This is a genomic window from Streptomyces sp. sk2.1 (genome assembly GCF_008120935.1).
In the GTDB taxonomy this organism is placed as follows: domain Bacteria; phylum Actinomycetota; class Actinomycetes; order Streptomycetales; family Streptomycetaceae; genus Streptomyces.
Genome location: NZ_RDBO01000040.1, coordinates 1 through 2,595, shown reverse-complemented (window position 1 = coordinate 2,595; position 2,595 = coordinate 1). Strand labels below are relative to the sequence as shown.

Annotated in this window: 2 protein-coding genes and 1 pseudogene; all 3 read left to right on the top strand. The window is 70.7% G+C overall.

Annotated features, from left to right (window positions below; genetic code table 11):
* Nucleotides 1-105: pseudogene (locus tag EAO76_RS47580) on the top strand (D-2-hydroxyacid dehydrogenase); the annotation flags it as partial.
* Between the two features lie 358 nt (nt 106-463).
* Nucleotides 464-985 carry a DUF2617 family protein gene (locus tag EAO76_RS14405; protein WP_148836346.1) on the top strand — a complete coding sequence of 174 codons (522 nt, stop codon included), beginning with the start codon at nt 464-466 and terminating at the stop codon, nt 983-985.
* Nucleotides 986-1,069: 84 nt separating this feature from the next.
* Nucleotides 1,070-2,595: polyamine aminopropyltransferase (locus EAO76_RS14400; protein WP_148836345.1), on the top strand; the 1,526-nt coding region annotated here is incomplete at its 3' end.

Here is a 2,595-nt window from a genome sequence, read left to right as displayed (position 1 = left end):
GACCCGACGAGCCCGCTCTGGGACGTACCGGACCTGATCGTGTCGCCGCACATGAGCGGCGACACGGCGGGCTGGCGGGACCGGCTGGGCGAGCAGTTGACGGCAGGAAGTTGACGAAGGGGGCCGGACCGCGGAGCCGGACGGTCCGGCTCCGCGCGGTCGGCACGTGGCGGGTGTTCGACGTGTGACAGGTGTCCGGTGGGTGAACTCCCGCCGGACACCTTTTTGTTGGGCATTTCGCGGGTCATCGGTGAATACGTATTCGAAGGGACCCCGAGGGGAGGGAAACCACGGCAAGTTGGGTAAAAACGCTGTGCATGCGGCTTATCCATGATTCCCTCGTTTGAGAGAACATCCAGCCCTCGGACCCCAGTTGGACCTGATCGGGCGCTATAAACCCCGCGTGCATCGCGTCGAGGCGTCCCCTGTCCATGTGTCCATGCCTGCTTTGCGGAGCCGACCCATGCTCACGACCCTCCAGACGGCTTACTCCGACACCCGTGCTGCCGACCTGGCCTGGGCGCTGGGGCGCGAACCGCTCCCCGCCCTGGCGGTGCTCGACCTCGAACTCGCGGGCGCCAGGATGCAGATGCGCCTGCTCGGCGCCTCCCACCAGGTGCTCCTCGAGGAGAAGAGCGGCACCTGTTCCGAAACCGTGGCGTGCATCCCCGGCAGCAGGACCCCGCTGCCGCTCGGCGTGTCCAAGCGCCTCGGTGAGTGGGAGTACGAATTCGCGGCGCGCGTCGAGACGCTCTCGGAGGGCTCGTTCGCCGGGCGCGCGCAGGAGCTCCTCGCGCTGGTGGCCGACCATCCCCACGGCCTCGCCGGTACGTTCCCCGGCAGCCCGCACGCCTTCACCGCCATGCTCGCCCAGCGGACGGAGGGCCAGGTGCGGTGGCGCACCTGGCACGCGTACCCCCAGGAGGGGCAGCTGGTGGTGACGCGCACCAGGATGGGGGCGCGGAAGCCTGCCGAGGCGCTCTGAGACGCCCCAACTCCCTTACTCCTACGCCACTTACACCCTTGTGGGTGACAGGATGCCACGCTTTCGTCACGTAGCGTTCGCATCATGATCGACCAGCAGGTTTCGCTGCGAGGGGGCGCGGCACGTCTTCCCGTGCGACCGAGAACCGGTCGGTTTCTCGTGCTGGCCGCCGTCTTCGTCTGCGCGGCCTGCGGTCTGGTGTACGAACTCGAACTGGTGGCGCTCGCCTCCTACTTGATCGGTGATTCCGTCACCCAGGCGTCCATCGTGCTCTCCGTGATGGTGTTCGCGATGGGGGTCGGCTCGCTCCTCGCGAAACGTTTGCGCAGTCATGCCGCGGTGGGGTTCGGGCTGATCGAGACGGCGCTCGCGCTCATCGGCGGTTCCTCGGCGCTCGTGCTGTACGCCACGTTCGCCTGGATCGGGGAGTCGCGGCTCGCCCTGGTCGGCTTCTCGTTCACGATCGGGGTCCTGATCGGTGCGGAGATCCCCCTGCTGATGACGCTGATCCAGCGCGTCGACCGGCAGGACGCGGGCGGCACCGTGGCGGACCTGTTCGCCGCCGACTACGTGGGCGCGCTGGTCGGCGGGCTCGCCTTCCCCTTCCTGCTGCTGCCGATGCTGGGCCAGCTGACCGGGGCGCTGCTCACCGGCGCGATCAACGCGGCGGCGGGCGGGGCACTGGTGCTGTGGGTGTTCCGGCGGGACCTCACCCCGGGCTCCCGGCTGCTGCTGATCGTGGCCAACGCGGCGGTGATCGCCGTCCTGGCCCTCACCACCGTGCTGGTCGACGATTTCGAGCGGGCGGCGCGGCGCGCGGTGTACGGGGACGGGGTGCGGGTCGCGGTGCAGACCGAGGTGCAGGAGGTGGTGCTGACGGGATCGGGCCGCGGTTCCCTGCACCTGTACCTGGACGGGCGGTTGCGGGTCAGCGCGCGCGACGAGCACCGCTACCACGAGGCGCTGGTCCACCCGGCGATGAACGGGCCGCACGCCCGGGTCCTGATCCTGGGCGGGGGCGACGGCCTCGCCGCCCGGGAGGTGCTGCGCTACCCGGACGTGCGCGGGGCCACCCTGGTCGAGCTCGACTCCGGCGTCACCCGGTTGGCCCGGACCGACCCGGCGCTCTCGGAGCTGAACGGCCACGCGTACCGCGATCCGCGGCTCACGGTCGTCACCGCCGACGCCTTCACCTGGTTGCGGGCGGCGCGCGGCAGCTACGACGTGGTGGTCGCGGATCTGCCCGATCCCGGGATCTCCGCCAGCACGAAGCTGTACTCGGCGGAGTTCTACGGCCTGGTCGAGGGGGTCCTCGCGCCCGGCGGCCGGGTGGTGGTGCACGGCGGACCGGCGGTGTCCCGGCCGCGCACGTACTGGACGGTGGAGGCGTCGATGCGGGAGGCGGGCCTGCACACCCGCCCGTACCTGATCGGCGGTCGGCTCTCCGATTTCGCGGCCGGGACACCGCCGGTCCGCCGTGCACCACCACCCGGCCGCCGGGCGCGAGGACCCCCTCGACCAGGCCGTAGAACTCCGCCGAGTACAGCTTCGTGCTGGCGGAGATCCCGGGATCGGGCAGATCCGCGACCACCACGTCGTAGCTGCCGCGC